The organism is Oscillibacter sp. (genome assembly GCF_032018205.1).
Taxonomy (GTDB): Bacteria; Bacillota; Clostridia; order Oscillospirales; family Oscillospiraceae; genus Oscillibacter.
Window position 1 is genome coordinate 61,074 of sequence record NZ_DALZOY010000008.1, and the last position, 19,760, is coordinate 80,833.

Consider the following 19,760-nt stretch of genomic DNA (forward strand, 5'->3'; position numbering starts at 1 on the left):
GGGATGATGACACAGTTATTTTTTACCGGAATCCTTATTGCCGCGGGGTTATTTCTGATATTGGCAGATGTGCTAAAGCTTCCCGCCATGGGAGCCGGAAAGGCCATGCTGGGAGCCGGCAAGGAAAATAAGAAAGCTGCTAAAACAGTGGAAGCGTGGCTGATGACAGGTGCGGTAAAGCTCTCGAAATACATCCGGATGGATGAGTACAAGCGAAGCCGAATGGCAAATATCCTGAAGGCTTCCGGTATTTCCATGACACCGGAGGTGTATACGGCCTATGCCATTACCAAATCCGGAGCCATAGCACTTGGTGCGCTGCCGTGCCTGTTCCTGCTTCCGCTGCTGGCTCCGGTACTGTTGATTCTGGCAGTGCTGACCTATTTTCAGGAAACAAAACGTGCTGACGAGCAGCTTCGGGAAAAGCGAGAGCAGGTAGAAGGTGAGCTTCCCCGATTTGTGGCAACCATTGAGCAGACCCTAAAGGCCAGCCGGGATGTGCTGGCGATGATTGAAACCTACAAGAAGAATGCCGGACCTGCCTTTGCCCATGAGCTGGATGTGCTGACCGCTGACATGCGCTCCTCCAGCTATGAAGCGGCGCTCACCCGGTTTGAGTCAAGGCTTAATTCGCCCATGCTCTCTGATGTGGTCAGAGGTCTCATTGGCGTACTGCGCGGCGATGACAGCGCTGTTCATTTTCAGATGCTGGCGCATGATTTTAAAGCACTGGAGCTTCAGAGACTCAAGGGGCAGGCACAGAAGATCCCGCCGAAGATCCGGATATTCTCCTTTATTATGCTGATGTGCTTTCTTTTTACCTATCTTGCCATCATAGCCTTGGAGATTTTAAATTCTCTTGGAACAATGTTTTAGATTGGAGGTGTAACTTTGGAAAACAAATATCAAGCCCTGCTGTTTGACCGGATACAGGAAAATTACAATGCTTTTACCGCAGAATGGGCGGCACTTGCACCGGAGGAACTGATTGAAAAAGCAGAGGAAATCTATGCGGTTCAGATGACAAAAAAACACCTCATGAGCTATGTGGATGAGCAGCAGGCCGCATGGCTGCTGCGTTTTGAAAATCCGCTGGAGGTCGTGCGGGATAGATGGATAGCAGAGAACGGTATGGAGTTGGTGCATGATGAGGATTTCGCCCATGTGCTATGGGCGGTAATGGACAGCCAGGATACAGAAAAACTCTATGCATTGTCAAAAGGCGCAGAACCGTCTACAAACCGGGATCGCCCTGTAACTGTTCGGGAGTTCATTGAAAAGCACCAAGGCGTTGCCTATGATATGATGACGCCAGGCGGATATGTGTATCTTACACCAGAAAAGGCACAACTTCTGCTGGACGGGCAGAGCACAAAGGGGCATCCGGGAAGCCCAGAGTGTGCTGTGGAAATTCCTGCAGAAGAACTGCTGGAACAGGTGGTTGTAAATGCCCGTTTCAGTGATGGTGCATGGCATCTGCTCAGTGATTATATTTATGAAATGGATATGGAGCAGGAGCAGACACCCATGGAGGGGGTGACCCTGTGCTGAAGAAAATTCTGAAAAACAGGCGCGGTGAAGGTTATATTGACGTAGCCGTGCTGGTGTTGTGCGTAATGCTGGTTATTGCTGTGGCAGTCAGCGTCCTGCCTGTATTCGTTACAAAGAACAAGCTGGACACCTATGCTTCCGAGCTGTGCCGGGAAGCGGAAATTGCTGGGCGTGTTGGAAATGAAACGACACTTCGGGCGCAGGTGCTGACCGAAAAGACCGGAATTAATCCCAATATCTCTTGGTCAAAAAGCGGAAAAATCCAGCTAAATCAGGATGTTACTGTGACGGTGACCGTGCAGACAGACCTTGGATTATTCGGCGGATTCGGGAGCTTCCCTGTCACACTGAAAGCACAGGCCAGCGGGAAAAGCGAGGTGTATTGGAAGTGACAAATGGGAAAAAATATGATATTCTGAAAAATAACAAAGGAACCTCGTTTCCCTTAATTATTGCAGTAGCCTTGGTGCTGCTGATGGTGCTGTGCGGAGCCGCCGAATATATCCGACTTGCAATTATTGCCCAGGGTGTCCGGGACGCGGTTCAATCCGCTGTCATTTCCACCGTGAACGACAGCTATGACGATGTATATCACGGTGTCCGGGAGGGCTATGCCGGAGCATACATGCCATCTGCGGATGAATTTGAGGAAAGCCTCGACTACGGCGACATATATGGGTATCTGGACGAGCTGTTGGGGCTGCGCTACGAAGGCGGATATCATGTAAAATATGCCGGAGATGGCTTGGAATTCAAACTCTCACGACTATCTGTAAACTTAGAAAATATGCCGCTGGCACCGGGCAGCCCAAACAACAGCCGTGGATTTCTGGCTGATGCAGTGATTCGATTGGAGGTTCCGGTACGGTTTGGGGGCAAGCTGCTCCCGCCGATGGTGATTAACCTCAAAGCGCAGGCGAAATATATGCCTTTATTTTAGCTGTTTTCGGATTATCCATAGACTTCCGAAAACTTATGTAGTATGGTGTGTCATTGAAAAACATACCATCAACCATTCACGAAAAGGAGGTCATCCTACATGAAACTGACAGAAAAAACAAAACGCAGACTTACAGTTGCAGGACTCGGTGTTGTGAGCATCGCCCTTGTAATAGCAATTGCCTCACAGTTTAAAACAGAGGTTCCCAACGAACCGGAGATACTGCCAACGCAGGCGGTGTCCAGTGAGGTCACCCCCAGCGTAGATATTCCGGACCCTTCTACGCTGCCTTCGGAAACGCCGAAGATCAGCGTACCATCAATTGATCCGACAGAAACACCAGCAGTGACGGAGGGTGCGGATACCGGAAAATCCACCGGTACCGAGCAGAGTATCCAGGCAGAGCCTACGAAACCACCCGCACCTACAGAAGCACCTAAACCGGAAGCTTCCAAAGAAGAACAACCTGCCGCTAATCCAAGCAAGCCTCTTGAGAATAAGACGGAGGGAACGGTAAAGACAACACCGCAGGAACCCGCAGGTGGAGAAAAGAAAGATGGAAAGATATATGTACCGGGTTTTGGATGGATTGAAGATGAAGGCGGCGGTGTTAAGCAGGAGACTGTGGGTAATGAGGGCGATGAGCTGACAGGAAATAAAGTGGGGCAGATGGATTAGCCCACAAAAAAGAATATAACATAAAAAGCACCGATTATTCGGTGCTTTTTACTGTTTCAGGGAGGTATCATATGAAACGACATCTCAGTATTTTGCTTATACTGGTGCTGCTAGTTTCTGCGTTTTTGCCGAACACCGCCCATGCCGAAGGAGATGGAAACATTGATCATGGAGGTGGCGGCATGGGTAGCGGTACCAGCGAAAACTATTGGAATTCTGGCAATGAGGGTGTTAGAATTACCGTTGTTCGTGAAAGCGATAGAGCTACTGTAACAACCCCTATAGATTTCTCAAACAAAACCCCATCGGTCTCTGTGCATTTTGGAAAAGTTTCGAAAATTGCATATACCAACGGGCACGGGGTTTCGCCAACCACGTCAACGTACACTTGCTTAAAACCAGCTCTTTCCATGCCTCGAATAATAAGTTCAGGCAGTGGGCAGGCAAGCATTGCACAAATTAAAAGTTATTTTACAGATGAACTTGTTATCCGATATATCGCTCAAGTTACCGGTATGAACTATGATGTATTAATTAACGGCGAATACAAGCTTCTGCTGGAACCTATTGCCTATATTACATTTCAGGGTGTAAAAATGGCGATGACAGCCACCGAAGCAGCGCTTTACGATCAGAAGCTAGGTGGTGGACTGCGAAGCAAGATGGTTTCGCTTAGCCACAAAAACCTGCCTTTAGCAATGTTTTTAGAGGTATCGGATCTCGGTTATCCCGCATGGTCAGGCTCAAGATCATCATCGGCCTCTAATGTTGATATCATTTCATCCCTGGGAATCGGTGTTGTCAGGTTTAAGGAAAAACCTAACAAACCACCCGAATTGACTGCATGGGATTATGAGTATCGCGTTAATACCGATGTCATCACCGCAGTCACTGTTCGTGGCGGTCAGTCCGATCCTGACCATCCGGTAACAGTCCGATTCAACATAGGTGGCAGAACTTATACCGTCAGTGGCGTGTACTACCCAGAGGGGGATAGCCAACTGGTATGGGTACGCTGGAGGACACCCTCCACACCACAGACAATGACCATTGATGTGTCTGTATCAGGCAGCGGCTCTGCCAGTAAGGGTACCATTACAGCTAAAATCGTTGACCTATCCGGGAATGATCCGCCTAATCCTGTGGCAGATGACCGGAACGACGGATATACCAAACCATCCGTGCCGAGCAAGGAACAGAAGACCTCGGCCTCTTGGGGTGTCTGGCGCCCGTGGTGGCATGAATATTGGGTTTGGCACAGCGGTGATGAAGATGAAGATGGATGGTGGGAAGACGAAGGATGGTGGGAGTTCGATTGGGACGCTTATCATGCCAGTCTTTCTGCAACCATGCGCATCACGCCCGATGCAAAGATACCGACTGCCTCGGGAAAAACCATGGGAAGCGGTTACGGAATCAATCAAAGCACTACTGCAAATGTCAGTACCAATCAATCCTCTGCGGTGACTGATGCGCAGAATGCCGTTACCTATTTTCCAGAATTTCAATATCAGACGTACTGGCGGCTTTTAGAGCGTACCCAATACGGCTATAGCTCCAGGTTTGAATTTGCTGCCAACAAGTATTCTACCTACAAACGCAGAACCCACTTCACTCCCGTATGGATGCCAAACGGAAGCTACACTCCCTACACATGGCTGATAGATTGCTGGACGCGTGCGACTCGTTCGTAACTGAAAAGGTTACGCACAAGTCTGCATTATCTCTTAATAAAATATGTAATGCAGTTCTTGGAGAAGTGATATTTCAATGAGTGGAATGATGGGGTAACGCCTTGAAACGCTCACCCTGATACTCCGATATGCGTGAGCTTGGCAAAAAGCAAAGCGTATAAAGCTCGGTGAAGTCGGCTGAAAGCTACCGTAGCTTCAATGATTACCATTGAAAACGAAAGCTTCCCAGAGGTGAGAGGTGTAGCTGATAGGTCGGGGGTCTATAAAATGCCTATGGTTAGAATGTGTAAGACTAACACTGACGAAAATCCGAATGTACGGGTCTATAAGGCTGAACATATAGAAATGTATGTGAAACTACGGTTTGGCATATGGGGTAAAGTAAAACTGTCGTCCTATGAAATACCCTATACCGTTACAGGCGGTATCAAGTATGCAGGCTCAGAGGATTACCTAAGGGCATCATGTAAAGATAGGAATATCGGAACGAGGAAAGGTCAGAACGCAGAGAGTTGCCCTCTATGAAGCGTTGTCAAGGAAAGTGATTTTCACATAACTTGGCTTTATCTGACTGAGAGTAGTGGCATGACCTGTGAAGCGGTGATAATAAGCCGTGGAGGAATAGCCACAAGTCACTAAAATTACAAGAAAAACAAACACTAACAAATCAAAGGTTCGAGTATGACTAAGAAAAGCAAATCCATATTGAAAGGATTTACTGACTTTGACAGGACTGCGAGCAGCGAAGAAAGCATATCTGCGAAATGCTGAATATTATGACTTCCAGCAGGTTCTTGATGATTTATATGCAGAAAGCAAAGAGCAAAAGGTATTCTCAGATTTAATGGGATACATTTGTTCAGAGCAGAATATTCGATTGGCATATAGAAATATCAAAACCAATTCAGGGAGTAAAACAGCGGGAGCAGACAATAAAACAATTTCTCATTTAGAAAAATGGGAGACGGCAAAATTAATACAGCATATTCAGAAAAAGCTCGATTACTACCAGCCACAAAAAGTCCGCAGAGTGGAAATACCAAAAGGGAACGGAAAAACCAGACCGCTTGGAATTCCTACTATCATGGATAGGCTTATCCAGCAGTGCATTCTACAAGTGCTGGAGCCTATTTGTGAAGCAAAGTTCTTTGAGAGAAGCAATGGATTCAGACCAAATCGAAATGCAGAACAGGCAATGGCGCAAGCCTACAAATGTATACAGATTCAGCACTTGTATTTTGTGGTTGACATTGATATTAAAGGCTTCTTTGATAATGTCAGCCATGGAAAGCTGTTGAAACAAATGTGGGCTATGGGTATCAGGGACAAGAAGCTTTTATCAATCATTTCCTGTATGCTCAAAGCAGAGGTCGTTGGCATAGGGTTTCCAGAAAAGGGAACGCCGCAGGGTGGCATAATATCCCCACTCCTGTCAAATATTGTGCTAAATGAATTGGATTGGTGGATAGCCAGCCAGTTTGAGCTTATGCCTACGCAACGTAAATATAGCCTGCAAACAGCGAGAAATGGTACTGAAATCAGGGGTCATATCTACTCATCATTGCGGAAATATACAGAACTAAAGGAATGCTTTGTTGTTCGTTACGCCGATGATTTTAAAATATTTTGTCGGTACAGAAGCGATGCGGATAAAATGTTCATTGCAACAAAAATGTGGTTAAAAGAACGTTTGGGGCTTGATATTAGTCCCGAAAAATCAAAGGTAGTCAATCTAAAAAGAAGCTACTCCGAATTTCTGGGGTTTAAGCTTAGAGCCACTCCGAAAGGTAAACAGCCAAACGGAGAAACAAGGTATGTTGTTCAATCGAAATTGAATGAGAAATCCATGAAGAAGATTGCAGAGAAGCTGAAAAGTGCCATTAAGGAGATACAACGTCCTTCAAATGACACGGAAGAATACAAGGCGATTATGCGATACAATTCAATGATAATCGGCTGGCATACTTATTACAGAATTGCTACCGATGTCAATCTTGACCTTAATAAATATGCTTTCTTAGTACACCGAGCCTTAAAAAGAAGACTGAAAGACCGTTTGAAAAAGACCTCTGATGTTCCATTGTCTCCATTTATCAAAGTGAAATATGGTAAAAGCAAGCAGTTGAGATACGTGAAGAAGCACCCAATCCTTCCCATAGGCTATATAAAACACTCAAGTCCTATGTTTAAAAAGAAAAGTATTAACAAGTTTACAACCGAAGGCCGGGCTGAAATTCATAAACAGCTCGGAAATATCAACATGGGTGTTTTGCATTACCTTATGCTGAATGCTGATGCAAGCAAAAGCGTTGAGTACAATGACAATCGACTGTCATTGTACTGCGCACAGCAAGGGAAATGTGCTGTCTCGAAGAAATTGCTTGAAATTGATGATATTCATTGTCATCATAAAGTTTCCCGAAAATCAGGAGGAAACGATAAATACCAGAATCTAATTATTGTGAGTGAAGATGTTCACATACTTCTTCACGCTACCACTAAGGAGATAGTAGAAAAATATCTGAGGAAACTAAAACCCGATAAACGGCAGTTGAGTAAGGTGAATTCCTTGCGTAAGCTTCTAAATTTAGAAGTAATTCAGCAGTCTTGAAAGTTATGTGTATTGTGTAAATGAATTTTAGTGATGGAACGCCGTATGAGCTGAAAGGCTCATGTACGGTGTGGGTCGGGGGAAAAGACGGAGATTATATCAAGGTCTTACCTATCGACATCTTCGGGAATGCTTTCTATGAATCTGACCGACTCAGTAAACATCCAGGGAAGCGTTTGGGATGACTGGCACATTGCGCCTGTCAAACCGGATTGAGAGGTACAATATGGCATATGAACGCATTGAAAAACCGGAGGGCAGCCTATATCATTACACCAAAAAGGAACGGCTGGACAGCATTTTGCAGGACGGCAGAATACGCCGGTTTGGTGACCGGGAATGCTGGTTCTGCACTTCTCTGGAGGATACTTTGACATTGATGGAAAGAACGGTCATGCAGGAGGGTAAGCCCTATTATGATGTAAACGGTATACTCCAACGGTATCCAACCTTTGTGCCGGAGGATTATGTGATTCTCAGACTCACGCACCGATACCAGAATGGTGAATGGGTTCGCTGGAATCAGGAGATATCCCACGGCAGTCCTCCCGAGCTGCTGGCGGCGGCAAAGGAATTCAGCCGGTTAAAGGTCGGTTTCCGTAGTGACTTTAAATTTCAGGCAAATCCGGAGGTGATAGAGGTCGCTCCGTTGCTGGAGCAAAATCAGCAGCCCCGGCTTTCCATGTAGCAAACAACAGCAGAAAAGCAACAAGGCTGTGGAGTGAAAACTTCACGGCTTTTTTCTGCACCAAAACCAATAATGAAAGGTGGTAACCCTATGAAAATGAAACGAATCCTGTCTATGCTCTGTGTCATGCTGTTGATTATCGGACTGTTCGGTACGACAGCGTATGCGGCAGGTTCCGGCGATGTGGCGGGAGCGATTGAAGGAACATGGAACGATGCCTCCGGGCAAATCAAGACCGTGGTGAACAAGGTCGTTTTTCCCGCAATTGACCTGATTCTGGCGGTCTTTTTCTTTGCTAAACTTGCGATGGCGTACTTTGATTACCGTAAGCACGGGCAATTTGAGTGGGCCGCGCCCGCAATTCTGTTCGCCTGCCTCGTGTTTGCACTGACCTGCCCGCTGTACATCTGGACGATTTTAGGGATGTAGATACAGCAAGAGCCGTTGCATCTAAGTAAGGTGCAACGGCTCAATTTCGTGGCAAGTCAGATTTGATTGTGTAGGTGAACTTAGTCACCAACAGAGGGGTTTCTCATTTGGTTCGTTCAGAATATTCATGAAGTAAAATAGGCAATAATGCTTTGCTCCATTGATTTGATCAGAACAATCTTTTCCCATCTGAAATATCAATATCGAGCTCTTTTGCCACACTGTTTTGCTTAAATGGATTTATTTTTTCCACTACACCGTCACGTTTGAAAAGTGAGCCTGTATTCTTGAACCAAAAGGTTACATCTGCTTTTACGCATTGTTCACGGATATTAAGTACCCAATCATAATCGCACATACGGGCTTCTCGTCCTGTTTCGCCGCCAACAGTAACATGGTCTACTCCATGAAGATAGGGTGTTAAATCAATCGCTTCTAAAAGTGGGGAGCAAGCAATAAAACGCCGCTTAATCGGATAGGATAAAAAGAGTGGGAGTCTGTAATCGGCTAATTCTTGATTTTCGACAGTACAGCCAATATTCACATTGTCATAGCCTGACCCCCAATCAGACGGAAGCGATTGGGGGAAGCGGTCAATTCGCTTTGTCAAAATCAAAAAATCAATATCTGTTCTTTCCTTGATGATTGCCCAAACTTCTTTACGCCACTCATCCGCTTCGGGTAGGAAAAAGTCAGTCGCAAAGCAGGTTGCAAGAATTTTGTTTCCTTTAATGTTGTATTCGCCCTTTGCATTTTTCCTTACAGGCCAATCAAATTTATCTGTTTTTTGTATGGTGCTTTGACCGTAGCGTTTCGCATGTGGCCCGTAAAAATAGCAATTTGTACAGCCATCACTTATTTTATAACAGCCTGTCCATGGCTCCCAGTTCATAGTGTTCCTCCTCTTGGATGAGTGAAGCCGATGATAGAAGAAATGCAGCCGCTTGTCAAACGCAGCGTTTAAACGTCACCGTCTGTGCCTTCATGAAGATCTTACCCACCTCATAGCCGTAGGAGGGCAGTTCCTTCTTGAAGTTTAAAAAGGCATGGTCAATGGGAAAGCCCAGAATCTGTTCAATCTCGGCATAGGTCAGCGTGAAGCTGTTTTCCGTGCGTTGACCTATCGCCTTCCAGAGCGGCTCATATTTACTCATTCTCCCTCTCCTCCGATCTTGTTTGGAATAATATAGCGGCTTGGATTTACCAAAGCCGCCATGTGTCATATATCAAAGCACGACCCATACTGTTTTACGACTTCAAGGGGAAACATTGTGCGCTTGGACACTTCCTCAGCTGACATGCCCTGATTTAAAAAGCGTTTGATAACCGTATTCATATCCTCTGCAATCTCTACAATATGCTTATCGGGGTCATATACCCGAATGTCACGCTGCCCCCACGGGTATTCCTTTATTTCATGCACCCATTGTAAGCCGGATATACTTTTCATTTCGGCGTATACTTTGTCTAAATCTTCCACTTCAAAATAGACTTGAAAGTTGTGTGACTGCTCTTTTACGCTATCGACTGCCACACCAACAAGCTCGGCGTATCCTTGTTGCAGAGAAAAGCCCTCAAAGGTTACATGTACGCCAATATCCATTACAGCGTTTTGATGAAGCACATTTTCATAAAAATGCTTAGAAGCGGATATATCTTTAACCGCTAAAAGACAACCATGATATTTCATTTTTCAATCCTCCTTTGAGGATATTGTATCGTATATCTCTGTTCCGTCATAGTAAAAATCCGACATTGTTTTCATATACTTTTGAGGGGTAACACCGCTGATAGCCTTGAAGTCTTTATCAAAATGGGCTTGGTCGAAATATCCGGCTTGTTGCGACAATGCTGCAAAGAAGCAAGGCGATGTTTGAATGTGCTTTAAGACATAGTTAAAGCGGGTTAGGCGTGCAAAGTCCTTAATATTCATTCCTATTTGCGCAAGAAACAAGCGATTTAATTGTCGCTCACTGTAACCCGATTGCCGGGCAACTTCTTTCACTTGTACTTGTCCATGGCTATCAGAAATCACGGTAGACGCTAATAATAAAGCGTCGGAAATAACGTACTTTTCCATACGCCGGTATAAAATCTTTTCACAAATATTTGCTAAATCTGTTGCGGTTTTAGACATTACAAAGGCTTGATACAACGAATGAAATAGCTCGTTGTCAATGTCCTCAAGCGAAAGGCGCTTGTCTGCAAACTCCGCTTGGCTTTGGCGTGTGATTTGATACAAACCATAGGGCGAAAACTGGATAAGCAGCAGGACATGATAACTATTTGGTTCCATTCCTAACAAAACAGGGGTTAAAGATGCTCCCCATAGTTCGGCAATGACAGCGGTTCCATCAAAGGCAAGCGATAATGTTCCACATGCGTTCGGCATAAGCGTATAGTGCGCCGTAAATGTATCCTTCGATGGAAATACAATGTTGTAGTATTGAATATATTTTCTCAGCCCCACATGGGAGGGAAACATATTAAATTGCTTGTCGTTTTTAGTAATCAAATCGGTCCCCCTTATTTTCAGAGTGAAGTTTTCATGATGTTTATCCGCCGAATCCAAATCAAGCAAATATAAATACACCCCTTCGGGGTAATTTTTTCTTCACTGTCATTTCAAAATAGTTTTACTCAGTAAATATATGAAATAAGTTTACCATAGCAAAATAGAAGTTTCAATCAATTAAATATAGACAATAGGGATGAGTTTGGTGCTATGAAAATTAAAATCCGTTCACCGTCTTTATGCAAGCATTGACTGGCAGATCCTTGGTATGTAAGCCTATGGAAATAAAATAAAAAGGAGGAAATTAATTTATGGGATGCTGGGGAATAACGGCGTTCGAGTCTGACACCGGGTTGGATACAGTGGATTTCATCAGAAGTAAAATGCCGGAGAATGGAGTATTGGAGCTTGAAAAAATCATCGAGGAGATGAGGCAGAAAGAATGGTGTGTGGCCGAAGTCACGGATTTAGCATCGCACACTGGACCGATGGCATTGGCTGAAATGATTGTAAAATTCCAGGATGAGGATATTGGCGATATGGACTATGATGGGGAATGGGCGGCAAACCAAAACAAGTTCAGCAAGGTCAAATACTTTACCGTTACCGAGGAGTCCGTTCAATGGCTCCGGAATTATCTTGCTGACGCACTCGGCTGTATCAAGGAGGAAGCGGAGTTGGCAGCCAATTCTGATAGAAAATGGGGTGGCTGGTTTGAGGAAGAAGACTGGAACGGCTGGCAGAAGCATATGTCCATGCTGATCAGCCGTATGGATTCAATTCTTATGTCTCAGGAGGATGAACTGATCCCTTCTAAGGAGCAGACGAGCGGACCGGTTATGGGCGAGATAAGCTGATGAACGGTGGATGGCATTCGCTGTAGGCGCACTGGTTCAAATTTTTACAACTGATATAAGGGCAGGACAGCCACTATAAAAGATAGTTGTCCTGTTCTTTTGATTGGAGGAAAGATATGTTTTCCTCAAGGAACTAAATAAAAATCAGTAAAAAAGGTTTTCGTATTTTATGCGAGAGCCTTTTTTTATTGGAGGTGATGCCTATGTTTATATGGGATTTTGTAGCCGATACGGTCTTGGGCCAAATCCTTGATTGGATTTACGGCCAAATCATCGGCTTTCTTGGAAATTTCTTTTCCGCAATGGGCGGCATGGGAGCGGATCTGTTTGAAATGAGCTGGGTTCAATCCATCGTCCTGTTTTTTGTTTATCTGGCTTGGGCGCTGTATGGAACGGGGCTGGTGGTGTCTGTTTTTGAGTGTGCCATCGAATACCAGTCCGGCCGGGGCAGCATCCGGGATGCTGCGCTGAATGCCATCAAGGGATTTATGGCAGTGGGGTTATTCTCCACCGTTCCCGTAGAACTGTACAAACTGTCCGTTTCACTGCAGAGTAGTCTGACGGCGGGAATCACTGGCTACGGAAGCGGCTTGGATACCCTTGCCGGAAATATCATCAATGAGCTATCCGCAGCCGGTAATTTAGAAAGCGCGGGTAGCTTGAACGTCTTTGGCGGGCTGGGAGTGATCACCAGTCCGATTATGATGCTGTTTATCCTGATTCTGATGGGCTACGCCGTAATTAAGGTGTTCTTTGCAAATCTCAAACGCGGCGGTATCCTGCTCATTCAAATCGCTGTGGGGAGCTTGTATATGTTTTCCGTTCCCCGCGGCTACATGGACGGTTTCACCAGCTGGTGCAAGCAGATTATTGGGCTGTGTCTGACCGCCTTTTTACAAGCCACCATCCTCATAGCTGGACTGATGGTCGTGAAGGATCAGGCTCTGCTTGGGCTGGGGCTTATGCTGGCGGCGGGAGAGATTCCACGAATCGCCGGAGCTTTCGGATTAGATACCAGCACTAGGGCTAACTTTATGAGCGCCGTCTATGCCGGGCAGACTGCCATGAACATTACGAGGACGATTGTAAAGGCGGTGGCAGCAAAATGAAGCTGGTCTATATCTGTTCCCCCTATGCCGGGGAAATTGAACGGAACGTGAGGTTTGCGCAGGATGCCTGCCGCTATGCTATATCGCAGTGCTGTGCGCCGGTGGCTGTGCATCTGTTATACCCCCAACTGCTAAATGATGCTGTACCGGCAGAACGGGAAGCCGGCATTCAAATGGGACTTCGGGTATTGGCGGCCTGCGAGGAATTATGGGTGTGCGGTTCCCAGATCAGCACTGGAATGCGCTGTGAGATTGCGGAGGCTGAGCGGCTGGGGATTCCGGTCAAACGAGTATCCGCAGAACAAATACAAGGAGGACATACCATGGAGAAATACGGAATATGGGCGCGCAGGAGTGCTGCCTCCGTGTGCGGGGCATCGGAAGCCTGGGTAAAGCAGGACGGAGAGCCGCTGACCTTTGATACCTATGAGGAAGCAGCCGCCGAAGCCAGACGGCTGATAGAAAATACCCGCACACCTAATGTAGCCTACTTTGCAAAAGGAATGGACATCACGCTGGAGGAAGCGCCTTTCTCTGGCATGAAGCTGCAATATTGACTGAACCGCTGACCCTCGGCAGCCTGTTTGACGGGATCGGCGGCTTTCCGCTGGCAGGCGTCGGACAGGATTTTACGCCTGTCTGGGCCAGCGAAATTGAACCGTTTCCTATCGAGGTGACCCGGCTGCGCTTCCCTGAAATGTGCCATGTAGGCGATATTACAAAGCTTGATGGTGCGCAGCTTACACCTGTGGATGTGGTATGCGGGGGCTCACCCTGCCAGGATCTGAGCGTTGCGGGGAAACGTGCCGGCTTACAGGGAGAGCGCTCCGGCCTGTTCATGGAGCAGGTTCGTGTAATCAAGGAGATGAGAGCCTATGACAAAGCAAACGGAAGGTCAGCTGACGCTGTTCGACCTCGGTATATGTGCTGGGAAAATGTTCCCGGAGCCTTCAGCTCCTCTGAGTCAGAGGATTTCCGGGCGGTACTTGAGGAAACCTGCAGAATTGCGGACAGTACCGTATCTATACCTCGACCTCCGGGAGGGGTATGGAAATCTGCTGGGGCCATATTGGGAAATCAATTCTCCATTGCTTGGAGAGTATATGATGCTCAATACTGGCCCCGCACCCCCCAGAGAAGAAAACGTATATACCTTGTCGCAGATTTTGGAGGCCACACCGCATCACAAATATTATTTGAGCAAGACCGCCTGTTTGGGGATTCTGCGCAGAGCGAGGAAACGCGGCAAGGAACTGCCGCCTGTTCTGAAACGAGCGCTGGAGATCCAGGCGGAAGCTCCGGAGCCGTTGGAGGAAGATCTGGAGAATGCCTGACGCCATGGGATGTGCAAAGCCGCCGCATTTATGAAGGCGATGGTGTGTGGCCGTCTCTGTATGGCGGCGAAGGTGGAGGACATGGGTATATAACAGAAGAAAAAAGTGAACCTGTAACGATTCCAATCAATACACAGATAGCCACTAGGCATGAGCGTATGGGAGAAGGAACAGGTCTTGGGATAGGAGCCGATGATGATCCCGCTTTTACTCTCCAGGCATCGCACTCCCATGCTGTATTTCATTCTGCACCAGAAAGCGAAACCATCGCCTTTGCCTGTAACCAGCGGGATGAGGTACGAAATCTAAATGATGTATCCGGGGCAATTCAAGCTCAACCCGGCATGAAACAGCAGACCTTTGTGGCGCAGTTTTCGGAAGAATCCGGCGTTCAGCAGCCAAATTGCCTGACCCCATGGGATACCCAGCAGGAACGGATCTTTACAGAGGACAGCATTGCACCAACACTGGCCGGTGCGGATGGCGGCGGTGGAAGAAATCCGGGCGGGCTGGTGTTTTCGGCAGGTGTAGTTACCAAGGGAAATGGCGACTGCTTTCTGACCCCGGAGCAGCACACAACCCTCACATCGGGTGGCGGGCAGGCCGGACAGGGCTATCCCTGTGTTCTGACAGCTGGTTTCTGTGCAGGAGCCGGTCCTGCTGCGGGAGGGATTGGTTACAGTGAGGAAATTTCCCCGACACTGAAGGCATCGGAGAGCGGAACCAATATGGTGCCCTCCATCCTTTGCCTGAACGACCAGGGCGGCGGGCAGATGTACTGCTCCGAAAACCAGACCGGTACGCTACGAGCACTGGAGCATGGGCACCAGCCATTGATTCTGGACTCCCAGCCGGAGCTGTTTGAGAACCATGGCATTGAATCGCGCTATACCGGACCTCACCCGGTAGCTCCGACAATGTCTGCCCGTTATGGAACCGGCGGCAACAATGTTCCCCTGATTTCCCAGCCAGCTGTTCTTGCCGGGGAGTCCAGTGAAGCTTTGGCACATGATTCGACTTACTGTATTGCCGGAAATATCATTGATCGACAGGATCACAATGGGGGCAATGGACTTGGTGTTCAGCCGGACATCAGCTACACCGTGACATCCACCGACCGTCATTGTGTTTTTTCACAGCAGCGGAGCGATGAGTATGCGCCAAATGAGGTAGTCAGCACGCAAAGTGCCAGACAGTATAAGGATGCAACAGACCTTATATGCGAAGCGGATGTGGCCGGACTGGATTGCCGCAATGGAGTGGAAAACGGCGACTTAAGCGGAACACTGCAATCCAAAACGAATGGTGGCTATTCCCTCAACAATGTGCATCCCATCCGTATCGGTAAGCTGATCCGTAGGCTGACACCTCTGGAATGTGAAAGGCTCCAGGGTTATCCCGATTACTGGACGGACATCCCCGGCGCTTCGGATAGCGCAAGATATAAAGCGCTTGGCAATAGTGTGGCGATTCCCTGTGTGGTGCATGTGCTCCGGGGAATCGCTTATTTTTTACGAAAATTTAAATTGGAACAGGAGGAATCAGAATGTACATCTACCCCGACAACCTAAAATCCAAAGCCACACTGTGGCTTTGGCAGCTCCGGGATATCGGCATCATTGGCGTGGGGCTTTTAATCTCTGTGTTTGCGCTGGTGCAGCTGGGATTTTTGCCGCCCATTGTCATCACAGCCCTCTACGCATTTTTGACCATCCGGTTTGACGATACCAGTATCCTTGATTTTATCCAATATGCCTGCGCATTCTTTTTGACAAAGCAGCAGGTCTACGAATGGGGGTATCAGCCGAGATGAGTAAAACAGAAAAGAAAACAGAAAAACAGCGCAAGGTTACTCGCCAGCTCATTGGAACCAGAGAAGTGACAGATTACAGCCTGGATACCTATCGCGGCGACCGGCTTGTGTATTTTATGATCAAGCCCACCAATATCTCCGTGTTATCTGAGGAAAGTATCTCAGCACGGATTTATGCACTGATGACGGTTCTCAAGGGCATGGCGGAGCTTGAATTTCTGTGCTTGAACAGCCGTGAAAGCTACGAGGATAATAAGCGGTTTTTGCGAAGCCGTATGGAACAAGAAGACAATACGGCTGTGCGAAAGCTGTTGGAGCAGGATCTTATCCATCTTGACCGTATTCAGGTGCAGATGTCTACAGCCAGGGAATTCCTCGTCATCATCCGGCTAAAAAACGAAAAGGATAGCGAGGTGTTCCCCTACTTAAGCCGCATCGAGAAAACGCTGCGGGAGCAGGGCTTCATTGCCAAGCGTTCCGGCAAGGAGGACATCAAGCGGCTTCTGGCCGTCTATTTTGAGCAGAATGTTACAACGGAAAAGTTCGAGGACTTTGACGGCGAACGATGGGTTATTTTCGGGGAGTAAATGCGCCGGTTTTTGTTGGGTTTTCCATCTAGACTTATGTGAGGTATTCGTTTATTGTCATGTGTAATACATGGGAGGTGATGAGAATGGAATATGAGGAAATCATGGATATGGTGGTGGGAGAACTAACTCAGCGCGCACTCAGCCAGCAGCGAGAGGAAGATGAAAACCTCGATCAGCTGATTCTGCGGCAAGCTGAGCTAAGGGCTTCGATAGAGCAATATCTGGAAAAGCTTGATGAACCGGATAGACAGATTTTTCAGGAATACCTTGAACTCAATTTAGAGGTTTGGGGATTTCAGGAAAAGCACCTATACCTGCAAGGGGCAAAAGAATGTGTCCGGTTTTTGAAGGAACTTGGTGTTCTATGACCTTAAGCTTGCCACCAGGAGAATATAAAATGGGAAGCCATGGTTGTACATAGCTTTCCCATTTTGCTCATTTCACGAATTTTTTTTCCATAATAAAATTATTAAGTACTATATTACATCGAACCGCCGTGTTTTCTCGAACCACACGATAGCCTCGCTTTTCAAAGAACGGTTTAGCAGTTATTGAGGCATGCGTAGAAAAAAGAGTAACACCGTGCCGAACTGCTTGTTGTTCAAGTTCATTTACAATAGCCGTAGCAACACCTTTGCCTTGATAATCTTTATGAACAAAGAGCTTGTCAAGGTAGCCGTTATCGTCCATGTCACCGAATCCGACAATAGTTGTATTGATTTCGGCAACAAGAGTGTTGTGATTTAAAAAAGATCTATTCCAAGCTGATATATCTACATCACCCGTCGCCCAAGCATCGAGCTGGTCATTGGTATAATCCTTTGAGTTTATGGTATGAACTGTCTGAAAAAAAAGCTCTGCTAACGTAGTACAATCTTCCGATTTATATTTTCTTAATTCCATGAAACCTCCTATACAGAGTATATAAATAATGGGAACACAGCACTTGATTATGTGTGATGTGAAAAAAATTAAAGCGCTACTATAATAATACCATGTTTTCAAATATTAATAAACCGTTTTTACCCAGCCGTCACAAACTGTGGCAGCTTTTTCAATACCCAAAATCAAACTCAGAAAGGAAGAAGCTCATGACAAGAAAAGTGAAACCCAAAGCCCGGCCGCAGGAGGATGTGCGGATACAAGAATTTCTGGATATGATCGCCCCTTCGGTAATCAAATTTAATGGCGACCATTTTATCTGCGGCAATACCTACCGCTGTGCTTGGGCACTCCGGGAATATCCTACTGCAACCGATGAACAGGCTATTCTCCGGCACCTTGGGGAGAAGGATGGCGTCACCCTGCACCTTTATACCCGACATGTCACCCCGGTGGAGGAAAAGAAAATCATCACAAACGCTGCCAACAAAAACCGGATGCAGCGAACCAGTACACAGGATATCCAGCAGACCGTGACAGCAGAGTCAAATCTACAGGACGTGGCCACCATTGTGGCACAGATGCATCGGAGCCGGGAGCCTCTGCTCCATGCCGCTGTATACATTGAGCTGACATCCCATGATTATGACCAGCTGAAGCTCCTGCAGACGGAAGTCCTGACAGAGTTGGTACGCTCCAAACTTAACGTGGATCGGCTGATGCTGCGCCAGCAGCAAGGTTTTATCTGCGTCATGCCCTCCGGCTGGAATGTGTTTGGGGATCAGTTTGAACGGGTGCTGCCTGCCAGCTCGGTCGCAAATCTCTATCCCTTTAATTACTCCGGGAAAACAGACCCCAATGGTTTCTACCTCGGCAGGGATAAGTTTGGCAGCAATATTCTGGCCGATTTCAACCGTCGCGCCGATGACAAGACTAACGCCAATATTCTAATCCTTGGCAACTCCGGTCAGGGGAAGAGTTACCTGTTAAAGTTAATCCTGTGCAACCTGCATGAATCCGGCATGCATATTATCGGGTTAGATCCGGAAATGGAGTATGAGGATCTGACCATCAATCTTGGGGGCTGCTTTATTGACCTCATGTCCGGCGAGTTCATCATCAATGTGCTGGAGCCAAAAAGCTGGGATGAAAGTGGTGATCCCAAGGATATGGACGCACCCCAGGCATTCCGCCAGACCAGCAAGCTCAGCCAGCATATCAGCTTTCTAAAGGATTTTTTCCGCACCTACAAGGACTTTACGGACCGAGAGATTGACACCATTGAAATCATGCTGGGAAAGCTCTATGAAAAGTGGGGCATCACGGACCACAGCAATTTTGACCGCTTAAATCATTCACATTATCCTATTTTATCTGATTTGTACGACCTCATTGAAAAGGAATATAAGGGCTTCGATGAAAGCCACCGCCAGCTTTATACAGCGGACTCTCTTCGAGAAATCTGCCTTGGACTTCACTCCATGTGTAAAGGAGCGGAGTCCAAGTTTTTTAATGGCCATACCAATATCACCAGCAATGATTTTATTACCTTTGGTGTCAAGGGTGTGCTAAATGCAAGCAAAAATTTGCGTAACGCCTTGTTGTTTAACGTGCTTTCCTACATGAGCAACGAACTTTTGACTACCGGAAATACTGCAGCCAGCATCGACGAGCTATACCTGTTCCTGACGAATTTCACCGCCATTGAATACATCCGTAATTTTATGAAACGAGTCAGAAAAAAAGAAAGCGCCGTTATCCTGGCATCACAGAATCTGGAGGATTTCAACGTAGAGCATATCCGTGAGCTGACCAAGCCCTTATTCTCCATTCCAACCCACCAGTTCCTGTTCAATGCAGGCTCCATAGATGCAAAGTTTTACATGGATACGCTCCAGCTGGAGAAATCCGAATATGAGCTGATCCGCTATCCCCAGCAGGGCGTGTGTCTTTATAAATGCGGCAATGAGCGGTACAACCTGATGGTTCATGCACCAGAGCATAAGGCAAAGCTGTTTGGAAAAGCCGGAGGCCGCTAATGACCACCCGAAACATAGGGCGAAGGGAGG

At 46.9% G+C, this 19,760-nt stretch carries 23 protein-coding genes; 18 read left to right on the forward strand and 5 right to left on the reverse strand.

Annotated features, from left to right (window positions below; genetic code table 11):
- Positions 1–6: 6 nt before the first annotated feature.
- From RTU96_RS07935 to RTU96_RS07980, 10 genes are all read left to right on the forward strand, one after another.
- A complete protein-coding gene (locus RTU96_RS07935) occupies positions 7–876 on the forward strand; it encodes a secretion protein F (protein WP_154523994.1) in 870 nt (289 codons plus the stop codon).
- A gap of 15 nt (positions 877–891) precedes the next feature.
- Positions 892–1,551, forward strand: coding sequence for a hypothetical protein (locus RTU96_RS07940; RefSeq protein ID WP_312636022.1), 660 nt, complete (start codon positions 892–894; stop codon positions 1,549–1,551).
- Complete coding sequence (locus tag RTU96_RS07945; protein WP_154523997.1) at positions 1,548–1,943, forward strand: DUF4320 family protein; 396 nt, start codon at positions 1,548–1,550, stop codon at positions 1,941–1,943. The genes RTU96_RS07940 and RTU96_RS07945 overlap by 4 nt, the downstream gene beginning before the upstream one ends.
- The gene (locus RTU96_RS07950; protein ID WP_312636064.1) at positions 1,940–2,491 is read left to right on the forward strand and encodes a hypothetical protein; all 552 of its coding nucleotides are present in this window, start codon (positions 1,940–1,942) and stop codon (positions 2,489–2,491) included. Before RTU96_RS07945 ends, RTU96_RS07950 begins: the two co-directional genes overlap by 4 nt.
- A 99-nt stretch (positions 2,492–2,590) precedes the next feature.
- On the forward strand, positions 2,591–3,169 hold the full coding sequence (locus RTU96_RS07955) for a DUF6550 family protein (protein ID WP_154523916.1): 579 nt from the start codon (positions 2,591–2,593) through the stop codon (positions 3,167–3,169).
- A gap of 71 nt (positions 3,170–3,240) precedes the next feature.
- Positions 3,241–4,863, forward strand: a complete 1,623-nt coding sequence (locus RTU96_RS07960) for a hypothetical protein (protein ID WP_286173392.1) — start codon at positions 3,241–3,243, stop codon at positions 4,861–4,863.
- 198 nt (positions 4,864–5,061) lie between these two features.
- Positions 5,062–5,388, forward strand: coding sequence for a hypothetical protein (locus RTU96_RS07965; RefSeq protein WP_312636026.1), 327 nt, complete (start codon positions 5,062–5,064; stop codon positions 5,386–5,388).
- Between the two features lie 199 nt (positions 5,389–5,587).
- The gene (ltrA, locus tag RTU96_RS07970) at positions 5,588–7,474 is read left to right on the forward strand and encodes a group II intron reverse transcriptase/maturase (RefSeq protein WP_306569692.1); all 1,887 of its coding nucleotides are present in this window, start codon (positions 5,588–5,590) and stop codon (positions 7,472–7,474) included.
- A gap of 226 nt (positions 7,475–7,700) precedes the next feature.
- On the forward strand, positions 7,701–8,162 hold the full coding sequence (locus RTU96_RS07975) for a hypothetical protein (protein WP_154527390.1): 462 nt from the start codon (positions 7,701–7,703) through the stop codon (positions 8,160–8,162).
- A gap of 90 nt (positions 8,163–8,252) precedes the next feature.
- Complete coding sequence (locus RTU96_RS07980; RefSeq protein WP_154527324.1) at positions 8,253–8,591, forward strand: DUF3852 domain-containing protein; 339 nt, start codon at positions 8,253–8,255, stop codon at positions 8,589–8,591.
- Between the two features lie 169 nt (positions 8,592–8,760).
- Here RTU96_RS07980 and RTU96_RS07985 read toward each other — a convergent pair whose 3' ends face one another.
- The 4 genes from RTU96_RS07985 to RTU96_RS08000 form a co-directional block, all read right to left on the reverse strand.
- A complete protein-coding gene (locus RTU96_RS07985; RefSeq protein WP_154527346.1) occupies positions 8,761–9,483 on the reverse strand; it encodes a DUF5131 family protein in 723 nt (240 codons plus the stop codon).
- 55 nt (positions 9,484–9,538) lie between these two features.
- Positions 9,539–9,745: a hypothetical protein gene (locus tag RTU96_RS07990; RefSeq protein WP_154527348.1), complete on the reverse strand. Its 207-nt coding sequence runs from the start codon at positions 9,743–9,745 to the stop codon at positions 9,539–9,541.
- Positions 9,746–9,810: 65 nt separating this feature from the next.
- Positions 9,811–10,281 (reverse strand): VOC family protein, encoded by a 471-nt coding sequence (locus RTU96_RS07995; RefSeq protein ID WP_154527350.1) that lies wholly within the window; start codon positions 10,279–10,281, stop codon positions 9,811–9,813.
- A 3-nt stretch (positions 10,282–10,284) separates the two neighbouring features.
- Positions 10,285–11,172, reverse strand: coding sequence for a helix-turn-helix transcriptional regulator (locus RTU96_RS08000; RefSeq protein WP_312636030.1), 888 nt, complete (start codon positions 11,170–11,172; stop codon positions 10,285–10,287).
- Between the two features lie 245 nt (positions 11,173–11,417).
- Between RTU96_RS08000 and RTU96_RS08005 the strand changes: the two genes are divergently transcribed.
- The 7 genes from RTU96_RS08005 (at position 11,418) to RTU96_RS08035 (ending at position 17,177) form a co-directional block, all read left to right on the forward strand.
- Complete coding sequence (locus tag RTU96_RS08005; RefSeq protein WP_154527354.1) at positions 11,418–11,963, forward strand: DUF4259 domain-containing protein; 546 nt, start codon at positions 11,418–11,420, stop codon at positions 11,961–11,963.
- 203 nt (positions 11,964–12,166) lie between these two features.
- A complete protein-coding gene (locus RTU96_RS08010; RefSeq protein ID WP_024345943.1) occupies positions 12,167–13,072 on the forward strand; it encodes a conjugal transfer protein TrbL family protein in 906 nt (301 codons plus the stop codon).
- On the forward strand, positions 13,069–13,629 hold the full coding sequence (locus RTU96_RS08015; RefSeq protein ID WP_154527356.1) for a DUF4406 domain-containing protein: 561 nt from the start codon (positions 13,069–13,071) through the stop codon (positions 13,627–13,629). The genes RTU96_RS08010 and RTU96_RS08015 overlap by 4 nt, the downstream gene beginning before the upstream one ends.
- Positions 13,626–15,977, forward strand: coding sequence for a DNA cytosine methyltransferase (locus RTU96_RS08020; RefSeq protein WP_312636032.1), 2,352 nt, complete (start codon positions 13,626–13,628; stop codon positions 15,975–15,977). Before RTU96_RS08015 ends, RTU96_RS08020 begins: the two co-directional genes overlap by 4 nt.
- The gene (locus RTU96_RS08025; protein WP_154527360.1) at positions 15,953–16,219 is read left to right on the forward strand and encodes a hypothetical protein; all 267 of its coding nucleotides are present in this window, start codon (positions 15,953–15,955) and stop codon (positions 16,217–16,219) included. Before RTU96_RS08020 ends, RTU96_RS08025 begins: the two co-directional genes overlap by 25 nt.
- Positions 16,216–16,806, forward strand: coding sequence for a hypothetical protein (locus RTU96_RS08030; protein WP_312636033.1), 591 nt, complete (start codon positions 16,216–16,218; stop codon positions 16,804–16,806). Before RTU96_RS08025 ends, RTU96_RS08030 begins: the two co-directional genes overlap by 4 nt.
- Positions 16,807–16,892: 86 nt before the next feature.
- Positions 16,893–17,177: a hypothetical protein gene (locus RTU96_RS08035; protein ID WP_154527362.1), complete on the forward strand. Its 285-nt coding sequence runs from the start codon at positions 16,893–16,895 to the stop codon at positions 17,175–17,177.
- A gap of 67 nt (positions 17,178–17,244) precedes the next feature.
- Here the strand turns inward: RTU96_RS08035 and RTU96_RS08040 are convergent, their stop codons facing one another.
- Positions 17,245–17,712 carry a GNAT family N-acetyltransferase gene (locus RTU96_RS08040; RefSeq protein ID WP_154527364.1) on the reverse strand — a complete coding sequence of 156 codons (468 nt, stop codon included), beginning with the start codon at positions 17,710–17,712 and terminating at the stop codon, positions 17,245–17,247.
- A 188-nt stretch (positions 17,713–17,900) separates the two neighbouring features.
- On the opposite strand from RTU96_RS08040, the gene RTU96_RS08045 reads away from it, so the two are divergent.
- The gene (locus tag RTU96_RS08045; RefSeq protein WP_154527366.1) at positions 17,901–19,730 is read left to right on the forward strand and encodes a VirB4 family type IV secretion system protein; all 1,830 of its coding nucleotides are present in this window, start codon (positions 17,901–17,903) and stop codon (positions 19,728–19,730) included.
- The last annotated feature ends 30 nt before the right edge of the window (positions 19,731–19,760 follow it).